22 protein-coding genes are annotated in these 15,123 nt (G+C 49.1%); 16 read left to right on the forward strand and 6 right to left on the reverse strand.

The features are described from left to right. Nucleotides 1–6: 6 nt before the first annotated feature. The 10 genes from secY (at nt 7) to arfA (ending at nt 5,673) form a co-directional block, all read left to right on the forward strand. Nucleotides 7–1,338, forward strand: a complete 1,332-nt coding sequence (secY, locus tag D9741_RS23020) for a preprotein translocase subunit SecY (RefSeq protein ID WP_001118861.1) — start codon at nt 7–9, stop codon at nt 1,336–1,338. 31 nt (nt 1,339–1,369) lie between these two features. Further along, on the forward strand, nt 1,370–1,486 hold the full coding sequence (gene rpmJ, locus D9741_RS23025; protein WP_000868187.1) for a 50S ribosomal protein L36: 117 nt from the start codon (nt 1,370–1,372) through the stop codon (nt 1,484–1,486). A gap of 146 nt (nt 1,487–1,632) precedes the next feature. Beyond that, complete coding sequence (gene rpsM / locus D9741_RS23030) at nt 1,633–1,989, forward strand: 30S ribosomal protein S13 (RefSeq protein WP_000090775.1); 357 nt, start codon at nt 1,633–1,635, stop codon at nt 1,987–1,989. A gap of 16 nt (nt 1,990–2,005) precedes the next feature. Beyond that, on the forward strand, nt 2,006–2,395 hold the full coding sequence (gene rpsK, locus D9741_RS23035; protein ID WP_001029684.1) for a 30S ribosomal protein S11: 390 nt from the start codon (nt 2,006–2,008) through the stop codon (nt 2,393–2,395). Nucleotides 2,396–2,428: 33 nt separating this feature from the next. Next, nucleotides 2,429–3,049, forward strand: coding sequence for a 30S ribosomal protein S4 (gene rpsD / locus D9741_RS23040; protein WP_000135224.1), 621 nt, complete (start codon nt 2,429–2,431; stop codon nt 3,047–3,049). A gap of 25 nt (nt 3,050–3,074) precedes the next feature. After that, the gene (rpoA, locus tag D9741_RS23045) at nt 3,075–4,064 is read left to right on the forward strand and encodes a DNA-directed RNA polymerase subunit alpha (protein WP_001162094.1); all 990 of its coding nucleotides are present in this window, start codon (nt 3,075–3,077) and stop codon (nt 4,062–4,064) included. Between the two features lie 40 nt (nt 4,065–4,104). Continuing rightward, on the forward strand, nt 4,105–4,488 hold the full coding sequence (gene rplQ / locus D9741_RS23050) for a 50S ribosomal protein L17 (protein ID WP_001216368.1): 384 nt from the start codon (nt 4,105–4,107) through the stop codon (nt 4,486–4,488). 106 nt (nt 4,489–4,594) lie between these two features. Then, nucleotides 4,595–4,963: a DUF1992 domain-containing protein gene (locus D9741_RS23055; RefSeq protein ID WP_130217608.1), complete on the forward strand. Its 369-nt coding sequence runs from the start codon at nt 4,595–4,597 to the stop codon at nt 4,961–4,963. Nucleotides 4,964–4,973: 10 nt separating this feature from the next. Then, nucleotides 4,974–5,399 carry a Zn(2+)-responsive transcriptional regulator gene (zntR, locus tag D9741_RS23060; RefSeq protein WP_130217606.1) on the forward strand — a complete coding sequence of 142 codons (426 nt, stop codon included), beginning with the start codon at nt 4,974–4,976 and terminating at the stop codon, nt 5,397–5,399. Between the two features lie 55 nt (nt 5,400–5,454). Beyond that, nucleotides 5,455–5,673 (forward strand): alternative ribosome-rescue factor ArfA, encoded by a 219-nt coding sequence (arfA, locus tag D9741_RS23065; protein ID WP_000092696.1) that lies wholly within the window; start codon nt 5,455–5,457, stop codon nt 5,671–5,673. On the opposite strand, the gene mscL is transcribed toward arfA, so the two are convergent. The 5 genes from mscL to def form a co-directional block, all read right to left on the reverse strand. Beyond that, nucleotides 5,670–6,080, reverse strand: a complete 411-nt coding sequence (gene mscL, locus D9741_RS23070; RefSeq protein WP_000022442.1) for a large-conductance mechanosensitive channel protein MscL — start codon at nt 6,078–6,080, stop codon at nt 5,670–5,672. The two genes, arfA and mscL, sit on opposite strands and share 4 nt — an antisense overlap. Before the next feature lie 129 nt (nt 6,081–6,209). After that, on the reverse strand, nt 6,210–7,586 hold the full coding sequence (trkA, locus tag D9741_RS23075; protein ID WP_000691382.1) for a Trk system potassium transporter TrkA: 1,377 nt from the start codon (nt 7,584–7,586) through the stop codon (nt 6,210–6,212). A 21-nt stretch (nt 7,587–7,607) separates the two neighbouring features. Next, nucleotides 7,608–8,897: a 16S rRNA (cytosine(967)-C(5))-methyltransferase RsmB gene (rsmB, locus tag D9741_RS23080; RefSeq protein ID WP_130217604.1), complete on the reverse strand. Its 1,290-nt coding sequence runs from the start codon at nt 8,895–8,897 to the stop codon at nt 7,608–7,610. 45 nt (nt 8,898–8,942) lie between these two features. Beyond that, complete coding sequence (gene fmt, locus D9741_RS23085; RefSeq protein ID WP_130217602.1) at nt 8,943–9,890, reverse strand: methionyl-tRNA formyltransferase; 948 nt, start codon at nt 9,888–9,890, stop codon at nt 8,943–8,945. 14 nt (nt 9,891–9,904) lie between these two features. Then, the gene (gene def, locus D9741_RS23090; RefSeq protein WP_000114984.1) at nt 9,905–10,414 is read right to left on the reverse strand and encodes a peptide deformylase; all 510 of its coding nucleotides are present in this window, start codon (nt 10,412–10,414) and stop codon (nt 9,905–9,907) included. A 129-nt stretch (nt 10,415–10,543) separates the two neighbouring features. Here def and dprA point away from each other — a divergent pair, with 129 nt between their 5' ends. Genes dprA through D9741_RS23120 form a run of 6 tightly spaced genes read left to right on the forward strand, consistent with a single transcriptional unit; the run spans nt 10,544 to nt 14,338 of the window. Further along, the gene (gene dprA / locus D9741_RS23095) at nt 10,544–11,668 is read left to right on the forward strand and encodes a DNA-protecting protein DprA (protein ID WP_130217600.1); all 1,125 of its coding nucleotides are present in this window, start codon (nt 10,544–10,546) and stop codon (nt 11,666–11,668) included. Next, the gene (gene smg, locus D9741_RS23100) at nt 11,640–12,113 is read left to right on the forward strand and encodes a DUF494 family protein Smg (RefSeq protein ID WP_000460680.1); all 474 of its coding nucleotides are present in this window, start codon (nt 11,640–11,642) and stop codon (nt 12,111–12,113) included. Before dprA ends, smg begins: the two co-directional genes overlap by 29 nt. A gap of 28 nt (nt 12,114–12,141) precedes the next feature. Next, nucleotides 12,142–12,684 carry a type I DNA topoisomerase gene (locus tag D9741_RS23105; RefSeq protein ID WP_001129723.1) on the forward strand — a complete coding sequence of 181 codons (543 nt, stop codon included), beginning with the start codon at nt 12,142–12,144 and terminating at the stop codon, nt 12,682–12,684. Between the two features lie 4 nt (nt 12,685–12,688). Beyond that, complete coding sequence (tsaC, locus tag D9741_RS23110) at nt 12,689–13,261, forward strand: L-threonylcarbamoyladenylate synthase type 1 TsaC (RefSeq protein WP_130217598.1); 573 nt, start codon at nt 12,689–12,691, stop codon at nt 13,259–13,261. A 4-nt stretch (nt 13,262–13,265) separates the two neighbouring features. Beyond that, a complete protein-coding gene (gene aroE / locus D9741_RS23115) occupies nt 13,266–14,084 on the forward strand; it encodes a shikimate dehydrogenase (RefSeq protein WP_130217596.1) in 819 nt (272 codons plus the stop codon). Next, nucleotides 14,081–14,338: a DUF1488 domain-containing protein gene (locus D9741_RS23120; RefSeq protein ID WP_130217594.1), complete on the forward strand. Its 258-nt coding sequence runs from the start codon at nt 14,081–14,083 to the stop codon at nt 14,336–14,338. Before aroE ends, D9741_RS23120 begins: the two co-directional genes overlap by 4 nt. On the opposite strand, the gene D9741_RS23125 is transcribed toward D9741_RS23120, so the two are convergent. Beyond that, a complete protein-coding gene (locus D9741_RS23125; RefSeq protein ID WP_130206867.1) occupies nt 14,314–14,868 on the reverse strand; it encodes a gamma carbonic anhydrase family protein in 555 nt (184 codons plus the stop codon). The genes D9741_RS23120 and D9741_RS23125 overlap by 25 nt on opposite strands. Nucleotides 14,869–15,123: the final 255 nt, after the last annotated feature.

Consider the following 15,123-nt stretch of genomic DNA (forward strand, 5'->3'; position numbering starts at 1 on the left):
TAGCAGATGGCTAAACAACCGGGATTAGATTTTCAAAGTGCCAAAGGTGGCTTAGGCGAGCTGAAACGCAGACTGCTGTTTGTTATCGGTGCGCTGATTGTGTTCCGTATTGGCTCTTTTATTCCGATCCCTGGTATTGATGCCGCTGTACTTGCCAAACTGCTTGAGCAACAGCGAGGCACTATCATTGAGATGTTTAACATGTTCTCTGGTGGTGCTCTCAGCCGTGCTTCTATCTTTGCTCTGGGGATCATGCCGTATATTTCGGCGTCGATCATTATCCAGCTGCTGACGGTGGTTCACCCAACGTTGGCAGAAATTAAGAAAGAAGGGGAGTCTGGTCGTCGTAAGATCAGCCAGTACACCCGTTACGGTACTCTGGTGCTGGCAATATTCCAGTCGATCGGTATTGCTACCGGTCTGCCGAATATGCCTGGTATGCAAGGCCTGGTTATTAACCCGGGCTTTGCATTCTACTTCACCGCTGTTGTAAGTCTGGTCACAGGAACGATGTTCCTGATGTGGTTGGGCGAACAGATCACTGAACGAGGTATCGGCAACGGTATTTCAATCATTATCTTCGCCGGTATTGTCGCGGGACTCCCGCCAGCCATTGCCCATACTATCGAGCAAGCGCGTCAAGGCGACCTGCACTTCCTCGTGTTGCTGTTGGTTGCAGTATTAGTATTTGCAGTGACGTTCTTTGTTGTATTTGTTGAGCGTGGTCAACGCCGCATTGTGGTAAACTACGCAAAACGTCAGCAAGGTCGTCGTGTCTATGCTGCACAGAGCACACATTTACCGCTGAAAGTGAATATGGCGGGGGTAATCCCGGCAATTTTCGCTTCCAGTATTATTCTGTTCCCGGCTACCATCGCGTCATGGTTCGGGGGCGGTACTGGTTGGAACTGGCTGACAACAATTTCGCTGTATTTGCAGCCTGGGCAACCGCTTTATGTGTTACTCTATGCGTCTGCAATCATCTTCTTCTGTTTCTTCTACACGGCGTTGGTTTTCAACCCGCGTGAAACAGCAGATAACCTGAAGAAGTCCGGTGCATTTGTACCAGGAATTCGTCCGGGAGAGCAAACGGCGAAGTATATCGATAAAGTTATGACCCGCCTGACCCTGGTTGGTGCGCTGTACATTACCTTTATCTGCCTGATCCCGGAGTTCATGCGTGATGCAATGAAAGTACCGTTCTACTTCGGTGGGACCTCACTGCTTATCGTTGTTGTCGTGATTATGGACTTTATGGCTCAAGTGCAAACTCTGATGATGTCCAGTCAGTATGAGTCTGCATTGAAGAAGGCGAACCTGAAAGGCTACGGCCGATAATTGGTCGCCCGAGAAGTTACGGAGAGTAAAAATGAAAGTTCGTGCTTCCGTCAAGAAATTATGCCGTAACTGCAAAATCGTTAAGCGTGATGGTGTCATCCGTGTGATTTGCAGTGCCGAGCCGAAGCATAAACAGCGCCAAGGCTGATTTATTCGCATATTTTTCTTGCAAAGTTGGGTTGAGCTGGCTAGATTAGCCAGCCAATCTTTTGTATGTCTGTGCGTTTCCATTTGAGTATCCTGAAAACGGGCTTTTCAGCATGGAACGTACATATTAAATAGTAGGAGTGCATAGTGGCCCGTATAGCAGGCATTAACATTCCTGATCATAAGCATGCCGTAATCGCATTAACTTCGATTTATGGCGTCGGCAAGACCCGTTCTAAAGCCATCCTGGCTGCAGCGGGTATCGCTGAAGATGTTAAGATCAGTGAGCTGTCTGAAGGACAAATCGACACGCTGCGTGACGAAGTTGCCAAATTTGTCGTTGAAGGTGATCTGCGCCGTGAAATCAGCATGAGCATCAAGCGCCTGATGGATCTTGGTTGCTATCGCGGTTTGCGTCATCGTCGTGGTCTACCGGTTCGCGGTCAGCGTACCAAGACCAACGCACGTACCCGTAAGGGTCCGCGCAAACCGATCAAGAAATAATCGGGGTGATTGAATAATGGCAAAGGCACCAATTCGTGCACGTAAACGTGTAAGAAAACAAGTCTCTGACGGCGTGGCTCATATCCATGCTTCTTTCAACAACACCATCGTGACTATCACTGATCGTCAGGGTAACGCGTTGGGTTGGGCAACAGCCGGTGGTTCCGGTTTCCGTGGTTCTCGCAAATCCACTCCGTTTGCAGCTCAGGTTGCAGCAGAGCGTTGCGCTGACGCCGTGAAAGAATACGGTATCAAGAATCTGGAAGTTATGGTTAAAGGTCCGGGTCCAGGCCGCGAATCTACTATTCGTGCTCTGAACGCCGCAGGTTTCCGCATCACTAACATTACTGATGTGACTCCGATCCCTCATAACGGTTGTCGTCCGCCGAAAAAACGTCGCGTATAACGCTTCGTTTTCCAGGTTTGTTGGAGAAAGAAAATGGCAAGATATTTGGGTCCTAAGCTCAAGCTGAGCCGTCGTGAGGGCACCGACTTATTCCTTAAGTCTGGCGTTCGCGCGATCGATACCAAGTGTAAAATTGAACAAGCTCCTGGCCAGCACGGTGCGCGTAAACCGCGTCTGTCTGACTATGGTGTGCAGTTGCGTGAAAAGCAAAAAGTTCGCCGTATCTATGGTGTGCTGGAGCGTCAGTTCCGTAACTACTACAAAGAAGCAGCACGTCTGAAAGGCAACACCGGTGAAAACCTGTTGGCTCTGCTGGAAGGTCGTCTGGACAACGTTGTATACCGTATGGGCTTCGGTGCCACTCGTGCAGAAGCACGTCAGCTGGTTAGCCATAAAGCAATTATGGTAAACGGTCGTGTTGTTAACATCGCTTCTTATCAGGTTAGTCCGAATGACGTTGTAAGCATTCGTGAGAAAGCGAAGAAGCAGTCTCGCGTGAAAGCCGCTCTGGAGCTGGCTGAGCAGCGTGAAAAGCCAACCTGGCTGGAAGTTGATGCTGGCAAGATGGAAGGTACGTTTAAGCGTAAGCCGGAGCGTTCTGATCTGTCTGCGGACATTAACGAACACCTGATCGTCGAGCTTTACTCCAAGTAAAGCTTAGTACCAAAGAGAGGACACAATGCAGGGTTCTGTGACAGAGTTTCTAAAACCGCGCCTGGTTGATATCGAGCAAGTGAGTTCGACGCACGCCAAGGTGACCCTTGAGCCTTTAGAGCGTGGCTTTGGCCATACTCTGGGTAACGCACTGCGCCGTATTCTGCTCTCATCGATGCCGGGTTGCGCGGTGACCGAGGTTGAGATTGATGGTGTACTACATGAGTACAGCACCAAAGAAGGCGTTCAGGAAGATATCCTGGAAATCCTGCTCAACCTGAAAGGGCTGGCGGTGAGAGTTCAGGGCAAAGATGAAGTTATTCTTACCTTGAATAAATCTGGCATTGGCCCTGTGACTGCAGCCGATATCACCCACGACGGTGATGTCGAAATCGTCAAGCCGCAGCACGTGATCTGCCACCTGACCGATGAGAACGCGTCTATTAGCATGCGTATCAAAGTTCAGCGCGGTCGTGGTTATGTGCCGGCTTCTACCCGAATTCATTCGGAAGAAGATGAGCGCCCAATCGGCCGTCTGCTGGTCGACGCATGCTACAGCCCTGTAGAGCGTATTGCCTACAATGTTGAAGCAGCGCGTGTAGAACAGCGTACCGACCTGGACAAGCTGGTCATCGAAATGGAAACCAACGGCACAATCGATCCTGAAGAGGCGATTCGTCGTGCGGCAACCATTCTGGCTGAACAACTGGAAGCTTTCGTTGACTTACGTGATGTACGTCAGCCGGAAGTGAAAGAAGAGAAACCAGAGTTCGATCCGATCCTGCTGCGCCCTGTTGACGATCTGGAATTGACTGTCCGCTCTGCTAACTGCCTTAAAGCAGAAGCTATCCACTATATCGGTGATCTGGTACAACGTACCGAGGTTGAGCTCCTTAAAACGCCTAACCTTGGTAAAAAATCTCTTACTGAGATTAAAGACGTGCTGGCTTCCCGTGGACTGTCTCTGGGTATGCGCCTGGAAAACTGGCCACCGGCAAGCATCGCTGACGAGTAACCGGATCACAGGTTAAGGTTTTACTGAGAAGGATAAGGTCATGCGCCATCGTAAGAGTGGTCGTCAACTGAACCGCAACAGCAGCCATCGCCAGGCTATGTTCCGCAATATGGCAGGTTCACTGGTTCGTCATGAAATCATCAAGACGACTCTGCCTAAAGCGAAAGAGCTGCGCCGCGTAGTTGAGCCGCTGATTACTCTTGCCAAGACTGATAGCGTTGCTAATCGTCGTCTGGCATTCGCCCGTACTCGTGATAACGAGATCGTGGCAAAACTGTTTAACGAACTGGGCCCGCGTTTCGCGAGCCGTGCCGGTGGTTACACTCGTATTCTGAAGTGTGGCTTCCGTGCAGGCGACAACGCGCCGATGGCTTACATCGAGCTGGTTGATCGTTCAGAGAAAGCAGAAGCTGCTGCAGAGTAATCTGAAGCAACGTAAAAAAACCCGCCCCGGCGGGTTTTTTTATATCTGTAGTATCCCCACTTATCTACAATAGCTGTACTCTTTTTGTACATCCCCTGGAGTATTTATGTGGTTACTTGACCAGTGGGCAGAGCGCCATATTACTGAAGCACAGGCTAAAGGTGAGTTTGAAAATCTCCCAGGTAGTGGTGAACCATTAATCCTGGAAGATGACACACACGTGCCGCCGGAACTGCGTGCGGGCTATCGCTTGTTAAAGAATTCCGGCTGTTTACCGCCAGAACTTGAGCAGCGGAAGGAAGCAATTCAGCTTTTGGATATTCTCAGAGGCATTCGTCAGGATGATCCGAAATATCAAGAGGTTAGCCGCCAGTTATCTTTACTGGAGTTAAAACTGCGGCAAGCAGGTTTGAGCACTGAATTTTTACGTGGCGAATATGCAGATAAGCTTCTGAATAAAATTAATGACAACTGAGAGATAATTTATGTATCGCATTGGTGAGTTGGCAAAACTGGCAGAAGTTACGCCCGACACAATACGTTATTACGAAAAACAGCAGATGATGGATCATGAAGTTCGTACGGTAGGAGGCTTTCGTCTGTATACCGAAAGCGATCTCCAACGGTTGAAATTTATTCGGCATGCCAGACAACTTGGTTTCAGTCTCGAGTCGATCCGTGAGTTGCTGTCGATCCGTATCGATCCTGAACATCATACTTGTCAGGAATCAAAAGGTATTGTGCAGGAAAGATTACAGGAAGTGGAAGCGCGGATAGCCGAGTTGCAGAGCATGCAGCGTTCCTTGCAACGTCTTAACGATGCCTGTTGTGGTAGCGCCCATAGCAGCGTTTATTGCTCTATCCTTGAAGCTCTTGAACAAGGAGCCAGCGGTGTCAAAGCAGGTTGTTGATTTTTTGCACTGACGGGATTACACTCGCGCCGTTAAATAACCAACTGGAGTTTTTATGAGCCGATATCAGCATACGAAAGGGCAGATAAAGGATAATGCGATTGAAGCATTACTACATGACCCTTTGTTCAGACAGCGTGTAGAAAAAAATAAAAAAGGGAAAGGCAGTTATATGCGAAAAGGAAAACATGGCAATCGGGGTAACTGGGAGGCCAGTGGCAAGAAAGTAAATCACTTTTTTACCACTGGCCTTCTGCTTTCAGGCGCTTGTTAAGATCGGTTATTTTGCTCTTTCAGCAAATCACGAATCTCTGTCAGTAATACTTCTTCTTTAGTTGGTGCAGGTGCTGCTGCAGGTTCTTCTTTCTTACGATTCAGTTTGTTGATTAGCTTAATCGCCATAAAGATGGCAAAGGCCACAATCAGAAAATCAAAGACGTTTTGAATGAAGACACCGTAATGCATCACAACAGCAGGGATATCCCCCTGCGCATCGCGTAGCGTGACAGCAAACTGTTTAAAATCGATCCCGCCAATTAATAAGCCCAAAGGTGGCATGATGATATCGGCAACCAGCGAAGAGACGATCTTCCCGAATGCCGCACCGATAATGACACCCACCGCCAAATCCACCACGTTCCCGCGCATCGCAAATTCGCGAAATTCTTTAATAATGCTCATGTTATTCTCCCTATGAAGCCGACAACCATAAGTCTAACAAATGTTAAGCTATTTTCCTGCCAGGAATGAATTTAATTAATCCTTGATATTCAAAGGGAAATAATAAGGCGTCATTAGACGCCTTATTAATTACAAAAAGAAAGGACTTGGCTGGAAGAGTCTTTCGACGTCGGTAATAAACTTTTTATCTGTGAGGAACATAATTACGTGATCGCCTTGCTCAATGCGCAGATTGTCATTGGCAATCATCACGTCGTTTCCACGTACCACCGCTCCAATAATCGTTCCCGGCGGTAGCTTGATTTCATCAATGACTCTGCCGACAACGCGCGAGGTGCTTTCATCACCGTGAGCAACGGCTTCAATAGCTTCTGCTACGCCGCGGCGCAATGAGGAAACACCAACAATATCTGCTTTTCGCACATGACTAAGCAACGCAGAAATAGTTGCTTGTTGTGGTGAAATCGCAATATCGATCACGCTCCCCTGAACCAGATCCACATAAGCGCGACGCTGGATCAATACCATCACCTTTTTCGCACCCATACGTTTGGCGAGCATGGCTGACATGATATTGGCCTCGTCATCGTTGGTGACGGCAATAAACAGATCAACTTGATCGATATGTTCTTCGGCCAGCAGTTCTTGATCCGACGCATCACCAAAAAAGACGATCGTATTCTGCAACTTTTCCGCCAGTTCGGCAGCGCGCTGCTGATTACGTTCGATGAGTTTGACGCTGTAATCTTTTTCCAGACGACGCGCCAGCCCTGCACCGATATTACCGCCACCAACCAGCATGATCCGCTTATACGGTTTTTCCAGTCGCTGTAATTCACTCATCACCGCGCGTATATGCTGCGAGGCGGCAATAAAGAATACTTCATCACCGGCTTCAACAATGGTCGAACCTTGCGGACGAATGGGGCGATCGTGGCGGAAAATTGCTGCCACACGAGTATCGATATGTGGCATATGTTCGCGCATGGTCGAAAGTGCATTACCAATCAGCGGGCCACCATAATAGGCTTTTACCACAGCAAGGCTAACTTTGCCCTCAGCGAAGTTCACCACCTGCAATGCGCCGGGATACTCAATCAGTCGGTAAATATTATCGATAACCAACTGCTCTGGTGCGATCAGATGATCAATTGGTACAGCATCTGAATGAAATAGCTTATCGGCATCGCGCACGTAGTCTGGTGAGCGGATACGAGCGATGCGATTAGGGGTGTTGAAAAGTGAGTAGGCTACCTGGCAGGCAACCATATTGGTTTCATCTGAACTGGTTACAGCAACCAGCATATCGGCGTCGTCGGCACCTGCCTCCCGCAATACGCGTGGATGAGAGCCATGCCCCTGCACGACTCGCAGGTCAAATTTATCCTGCAAGGTCCGCAGACGCTCACCGTTGGTATCGACAACAGTAATATCGTTGTTCTCGCCAACCAGGTTTTCCGCTAGCGTGCCGCCAACCTGGCCGGCACCCAGAATGATAATTTTCATCAGTCGCGACCCGTTATCTCATCACTTTTTGATTAGCTTAGCGTAAAAGAAGCCGTCGCCCTCTTCGGCACCAGGCAGATTTTGCTTACCCGGTTGTTCTGGTGTTCCGGTGTCGCAAAGTTCGGCATCAGCGGTACGTTGCAAAAAGGCTTTAACCTGCAGGCTATTCTCTTCCGGTAACACCGAACAGGTGGCATAGACCAGGGTTCCACCGGATTTTAAATGCGGCCAAATGGCGTCGAGAATTTCAGACTGCAGTTGCGCGAGTTCCGGGATATCGCGATCACGACGTAACCACTTGATATCCGGATGGCGACGAATCACACCCGTTGCTGAACAAGGCGCATCTAATAAAATGCGATCAAACTGTTGCTCGCCACACCATTGGGAAGGGTAGCGGCCATCACCTTGTTTCACGGTTGCCTTCATACCAAGTCGTTTTAAATTGTCGTAAACGCGAGAGAGGCGTTGTTCATCAATATCGACCGCCAGAACTTGTGCCTCTGGAGCAACCTCAAGAATATGCGTAGTTTTACCGCCCGGGGCGGCGCAAAGATCCAGAATGTGTTCACCGTTTTGTGGCGCAAGCCAGGTCATGCAACCTTGTGCTGAAGCATCCTGAACGGTAACCCATCCGTCTTCAAAACCAGGTAGCGCATGAACAGGTGCAGGTGTTTCCAGCCGTACAGCATCAGGGTAATCCGAATGCGGGAAGCCTTTCATTCCTGCTTCATCCAGCAATGCAAGCCAACTGTCGCGGGAATGATGCGTACGATTAACGCGCAGCCACATTGGCGGACGCTGGTTATTGGCTTCAACGATAGATTGCCACTGCTCTGGATACGCTTTTTGCAGACGCTTGAGCAACCAGGAAGGATGCAGATAACGTGCATCACTGGCATTAAACTCGGCTAATAACTCTTCTTGCTGACGCTGGAACTGACGTAATACACCGTTAATCAACCCTTTAAGTTGCGGGCGCTTAATTGCGACAGCGCCTTCAACCGTTTCAGCAAGCGCAGCATGCGGTGGAATGCGGGTATAAAGCAGTTGATACAAACCAACCATAATCAGGTAATGCACGGTCCGCTGTTTGCCGGTCATCGGACGGGCCATTAACTTATTAATCAGCCAGTCTAACTGTGAAAGCGTGCGCAGTACGCCAAAGCACAACTCTTGAAGAAGTGCTTTGTCTTTATCGGAAACTTTTTGCTGGAGCGGTGGCAAAATGTTGCTTAATGATTGCCCTTGCTCGACGACTTGTTCAACGGCCTGGGCCGCCATGCTACGTAAATTACGTTGTTTTTTCATAAGTATAAAAATGCCCGGCAAGACCGGGCTTAGAAGAGTGGACTATCAGGCCAGACGCTTGCCCGGAACAAACCATTCCCGACGAGAATTCAGGAGGTCTTGCGCGCTCATCGCTTTCTTACCCGCAGGTTGTAACGAGAGCAGGTTCAGGATGCCATCACCAGTCGCAACCTGAATGCCTTGTTTATTGGCTTCAAGGATCGTTCCTGGGGCAGCGTTGGTTACCGTATCAATGATCGACGCTTTCCAGACTTTAACCGGCTGTCCTTCAATTTCCAGCCAGCTCATTGGCCATGGATTGAAAGCGCGAATGCAGCGTTCAAGCTGCGCTGCCGAAAGTGACCAGTCAATACGCGCTTCTTCTTTACTCAACTTTTCGGCGTAAGTAACAAGAGTTTCGTCCTGAACTTCTGGTTTCGCCGTGCCGTCTGCCAGTTGTTTCAATGTGGCGATAAGCCCTTGTGGGCCAAGCTCTGCCAGTTTGTCATATAACGTGCCGCTGGTATCTTCTGCGGTAATCGGGCAGGAGAGTTTATAGAGCATGTCGCCCGTGTCTAAACCGACATCCATTTGCATAATGGTCACGCCGGTTTCTGTATCGCCCGCCCACAGCGAACGTTGGATTGGCGCGGCGCCGCGCCAGCGTGGCAGCAGTGAACCATGAACGTTGATACAGCCAAGACGCGGCATCTCCAGCACTGCTTTAGGCAGAATTAAGCCATAGGCGACGACGACCATAACATCAGCGTGCAGATCGGCGACCAGTTGCTGGTTTTCTTGTGGACGCAGGGAAACAGGCTGAAAAACCGGTAACCCTTTCTCTTCTGCCAGCACTTTAACCGGGCTGGGCATTAGTTTTTTACCGCGACCTGCCGGTCGGTCCGGTTGGGTGAACACGCCGACAACGTTATGTCCAGAAGACAACAGCGCGTCAAGATGACGCGCTGCAAAGTCAGGTGTTCCCGCAAAAATAATACGTAGTGATTCTGACACGTTAGTTCTTATCCTTAAGCCCGGGCTTTCAGACGATCCAGTTTTTCAACTTTCTGACGAATACGTTGTTGTTTCAGCGGTGACAGGTAATCCATGAACAGTTTACCGACCAGGTGATCCATTTCATGCTGAATGCAGATGGCTAACAGACCATCTGCTTCCAGTTCAAATGGTTTACCGTCGCGGTCCAGGGCGCGAATTTTAACTTTCTCTGCGCGTGGCACTAAAGCACGTTGTTCAGGGATCGACAGGCAACCTTCTTCAATGCCTGTTTCGCCGCTTTTTTCTAAAAGCTCCGGATTGATTAACACCAGCCGTTCGTCACGGTTTTCCGAAACATCAATAACAATGATACGTTGATGGATATCAACCTGGGTTGCCGCCAGGCCAATACCTTCTTCCGCGTACATCGTCTCGAACATATCATCGACGATACGCTGAATTTCTGCATTCACTTCTTCTACCGGTTTAGCAACTTTGCGAAGCCGCTCGTCCGGAATATGTAACACTTGCAAAACTGACATAAATCTCCAGAGATGTGTTCAGGAGTTAGAAAGATTATTTCTTCTATTCTAGACAAATCCCCCTCTGATTGACAGCATCACTGACCAATCGCAAAGATTGCTAAGGCTGCTTATGGCAGGGAGATAAGGATGGTCGATACCGAAATTTGGCTGCGTTTAATGAGCATCAGCAGCTTGTACGGCGATGATATGGTCCGTATAGCTCACTGGCTGGCAGAACAGCCAAATATTGATGCGGTTGTATTGCAGCAAACAGGGCTTACATTGCGGCAGGCACAGCGCTTTCTTTCATTTCCGCGAAAGAGTATCGAAAGCTCACTTTGTTGGTTGGAGCAACCCAACCATCATTTAATCCCTGCGGACAGCGAATTTTATCCTCCTCAACTTATTGCAACGGCTGATTATCCAGGTGCACTATTTGTTGCTGGTGATCTACAGGCGCTGCAATCATTTCAGTTGGCCGTAGTGGGAAGCCGGGCGCATTCATGGTATGGCGAACGGTGGGGGCGGCTGTTATGTGAGGCGCTGGCGGCGCGAGGCGTGACAATTACCAGTGGGCTGGCGCGCGGAATCGATGGTGTAGCGCATAAAGCGGCCTTGCAGGTAAATGGCGTCAGTGTTGCTGTGCTGGGGAATGGGCTCAATACAATTCATCCGCGTCGCCATGCCCGACTGGCTACCAGTCTGCTTGAACATGGTGGGGCTCTTGTCTCGGAATTTCCCCTCGATACCCCTCCTCTTGCTTACAATTTCCCGCGAAGAAATCGCATTATCAGTGGTCTAAGTAAAGGTGTACTGGTGGTGGAAGCGGCTTTGCGCAGTGGTTCACTGGTAACAGCGCGTTGTGCGCTTGAGCAGGGACGTGAAGTTTTTGCTTTGCCCGGTCCATTAGGGAGCCCCGGAAGTGAAGGCCCCCACTGGCTTATAAAACAAGGTGCGATTCTTGTGACGGAACCGGAAGAAATTCTGGAAAATTTGCAATATGGATTGCACTGGTTGCCAGATGCCCCTGAAAAATCATTTTATTCATCAGATCAGGAAGACGTGGCATTGCCATTTCCTGAGCTCCTGGCTAACGTAGGAGATGAGGTAACACCTGTTGACGTCGTCGCTGAACGTGCCGGCCAACCTGTGCCAGAGGTAGTTACTCAACTACTTGAACTGGAGTTAGCAGGATGGATCGCAGCTGTACCCGGCGGCTATGTCCGATTGAGGAGGGCATGCCATGTTCGACGTACTAATGTATTTGTTTGAAACCTATATTCACACTGAAGCTGAGTTGCGTGTGGATCAAGACAAACTTGAACAGGATCTTACCGACGCAGGTTTTGAGCGAGAAGATATCTACAATGCCCTGCTATGGCTGGAAAAACTTGCTGATTATCAGGAAGGGCTGGCAGAACCGATGCAACTGGCCTCGGATCCTCTCTCCATGCGTATTTATACACCGGAAGAGTGTGAACGACTGGATGCCAGCTGCCGTGGGTTTCTGCTTTTCCTTGAGCAGATTCAGGTGCTCAACCTTGAAACTCGTGAAATGGTGATAGAGCGAGTGCTTGCGCTGGATAACGCAGAGTTCGAACTGGATGATCTGAAATGGGTGATCCTGATGGTGTTGTTCAACATCCCGGGCTGCGAAAATGCGTACCAGCAAATGGAAGAATTACTCTTTGAAGTGAATGAAGGTATGCTGCATTAATCATTTCTTTAATTCAGCATAAGTTGTTATGGCGAAATCAGCACTGTTCACGGTGCGTAATAATGAGTCCTGCCCAAAGTGCGGGGCTGAACTGGTTATTCGATCCGGGAAACACGGTCCGTTTCTTGGGTGCTCACAGTATCCGGCGTGTGACTACGTCCGTCCTCTGAAATCTTCAGCGGATGGGCATATCGTCAAAGTTCTGGAGGGACAGGTTTGCCCTGCATGCGGAGCAAATCTGGTATTACGCCAGGGACGCTTTGGTATGTTTATTGGTTGCAGTAACTATCCTGAATGCGAACATACCGAACTTATCGATAAACCGGACGAAACAGCAATTACCTGTCCTCAATGTCGGACGGGCCATCTGGTCCAGCGCCGCTCCCGTTATGGCAAAACATTTCACTCCTGTGATCGCTACCCTGAGTGTCAATTTGCTATTAACTTCAAACCAATAGCCGGAGAGTGCCCTGAGTGTCATTATCCGCTACTCATCGAAAAGAAAACCGCGCAGGGTGTAAAACACTTTTGTGCCAGTAAACAATGTGGAAAGCCGGTTTCGGCGGAATAATAACGTGAATAATAACCTGCAAGGAGACGCTATCGCAGCTGCGATAGATGTCCTCAATGAAGAACGTGTCATCGCCTATCCAACGGAAGCCGTTTTCGGTGTCGGGTGCGATCCTGATAGCGAAACAGCAGTGATGCGGCTGTTGGATTTAAAACAGCGTCCGGTTGATAAGGGGCTGATTTTAATCGCGGCAAATTACGAGCAGCTTAAACCCTATATTGATGACAGCATGCTGACTGACGCGCAGCGTGAAACCATTTTTTCTCGCTGGCCTGGTCCTGTCACTTTTGTCTTTCCCGCGCCTGCGACAACACCACGATGGTTGACGGGCCGCTTTGATTCGCTTGCTGTACGAGTCACCGACCATCCATTGGTGGTTGCTTTGTGCCAGGCTTATGGTAAACCGCTGGTTTCTACCAGTGCCAACTTGAGTGGATTGCCACCTTGTCGAACAATAGAGGAAGTTCACGCACAGTTTGGTGCTGATTTCCCGGTTGTGCGAGGTGAAACGGGCGGTCGTTTAAATCCTTCAGAAATTCGTGATGCCCTGACGGGTGAACTGTTTCGACAGGGGTAACATAATGGAAACCTATGCTGTTTTTGGTAATCCGATAGCCCACAGCAAATCGCCATTCATTCATCAGCAATTTGCTCAGCAACTGAATATTGAACATCCCTATGGCCGCGTGCTGGCACCCATCAATGATTTCATCAACACGCTAAACGCTTTCTTTAGTGCTGGTGGTAAAGGTGCGAATGTGACAGTGCCTTTTAAAGAAGAGGCTTTTGCCAGAGCAGATGAGCTTACTGAACGGGCAGCGTTGGCTGGTGCTGTTAATACCCTCAAGCGGTTAGAAGATGGACGCCTGCTGGGTGACAATACCGATGGTGTAGGCTTGTTAAGCGATCTGGAACGTCTGTCTTTTATTCGCTCCGGTTTACGTATTCTGCTTATCGGCGCTGGTGGGGCATCTCGTGGGGTATTACTGCCGCTTCTCTCTCTGGACTGTGCGGTGACAATCACTAACCGAACGGTTTCTCGCGCGGAAGAGTTGGCTAAATTGTTTGCGCACACTGGAAGTGTTCAGGCGTTGGGTATGGACGAACTGGAAGGCCACGAGTTCGATCTTATTATTAACGCGACATCCAGTGGCATTAGTGGAGATGTTCCGGCGATCCCGGCATCGCTCGTCCATTCAGGTATTTGTTGTTATGACATGTTCTACCAGAAGGGAAAAACGCCCTTTCTGGCATGGTGTGAACAGCAAGGCTCAAAACGTAATGCGGATGGATTGGGGATGTTAGTGGCGCAGGCGGCTCATGCCTTTCTTCTCTGGCACGGTGTTCTGCCTGACGTAGCACCAGTTATAAAGCAATTGCAGGAGGAGTTGTCCGCGTGAATCAGGCCATCCAGTTTCCTGACAGGGAAGAGTGGAACGAGAGTAAAAAATGCGTTTGTTTTCCAGCTCTTGTAAATGGTATGCAGCTCACTTGCGCTATTACTGGAGAGAGTCTGGCGAACCGCTTTGCAGGAGATACGCCAGAACAGTGGTTAGCGAATTTTCGTCAGCATCGCTGGGACCTGGAGGAAGAAGCGGAAAACTTAATTCAGGAACAAAGTGAAGATGATCAAGGTTGGGTCTGGTTACCCTGATCCAGATATTCGTCCTTCCATTTCACGTAATTATTTGCGGAATAGCGTAACCCAGCCTTCTCTTCATCACTTAACGGGCGGATCTGTTTGACGGGGCTACCGAGATACAGATATCCGCTCTCCAGTCGTTTATTTTGTGGGACCAGGCTACCCGCACCAATCATCACATCATCTTCTACTATTGCGCCATCAAGTAAAATTGAGCCCATCCCAACCAAAACTCGATTGCCAATGGTGCAGCCGTGGAGCATCACTTTATGTCCAACCGTAACGTCTTCACCGACGATTAACGGATTGCCTTGTGGATTAGCCGTTGATTTATGGGTCACGTGTAAGACGCTACCATCCTGAATATTAGTGCGGGCACCGATTTGTACATAATTCACATCGCCACGAATCACAACGAGCGGCCAGATCCCCACATCATCAGCCAGGCGGGCGTCACCAATAACCACACTACTACTGTCGATCATTACGCGCTGACCGATTTGTGGAAAAAGATCGCGGTATGGGCGTAAAACATCAGACATACTTACCTCAACAATAAATGATTTACTAATGACTTTGGGTGCATTATTGGCCTTGTGCAAGTCTTTTAGTATGCAAAAAAGCACCGTTTTGTGTGTGAATGCAGCAAAAAGGGTGAAAAAACAACAAACAGAAAAAAAGATCAAAAAAGTACTTGTGCAAAAAATTGGGATCCCTATAATGCGCCTCCGTTGAGACGACAACGTGAAACACTTCACAAGATGGTCGTAACAACAAAGAGAAAAATCCTGAAATTC

This window comes from Escherichia sp. E14V7, assembly GCF_004212225.1.
GTDB lineage: Bacteria > Pseudomonadota > Gammaproteobacteria > Enterobacterales > Enterobacteriaceae > Escherichia.